This is a genomic window from Desulfotomaculum copahuensis, from assembly GCF_001655685.1.
In the GTDB taxonomy this organism is placed as follows: Bacteria; Bacillota; Desulfotomaculia; order Desulfotomaculales; family Desulfovirgulaceae; genus Desulfotomaculum_G; species Desulfotomaculum_G copahuensis.
Genome location: NZ_LYVF01000110.1, coordinates 1 through 446, shown reverse-complemented (window position 1 = coordinate 446; position 446 = coordinate 1). Strand labels below are relative to the sequence as shown.

Genomic DNA, 446 nt, shown 5'->3' with positions numbered 1-446 from the left:
AATCTGGCGAAAACCAAGCCGGAGATTGTGGTTGAGGACTTGAATATCCGGGGGATGCTGCGGAACAACCGGCTGGCCAGGCACATTGCCGACGTTGGTTGGGGGGAGTTCAGGCGGCAGCTGTCCTACAAGACGGTCTGGTACGGGTCCATGCTCACGACAGTCAATCGCTTTTATCCCAGCAGCAAAACCTGCTCAAATTGCGGCTACATTCTGGAAGAAATGCCCCTGGACCTCCGGGAATGGGATTGTCCATCTTGTGGCACACACCACGACCGGGACATAAACGCCGCAAAAAACCTACAAAAACAGGCAAGAAGCATTGCTTAAACCAAACAGATACCGGAAGTTCTCCGGGAATTTACGCCTGTGGAGATCCCGCTGGCGGGGACGGGAAACCGTCCAGTCATGGGTCAATGAGGCAGGAATTTCTTGATAGGAATATT

At 53.1% G+C, this 446-nt stretch carries 1 protein-coding gene; it reads left to right on the top strand.

Going from position 1 to position 446, the window contains the following annotated elements:
* The coding region (locus A6M21_RS07505) for an RNA-guided endonuclease TnpB family protein (RefSeq protein WP_151191847.1) at nt 1-330 on the top strand (330 nt) is incomplete at its 5' end.
* Between the last annotated feature and the right edge of the window lie 116 nt (nt 331-446).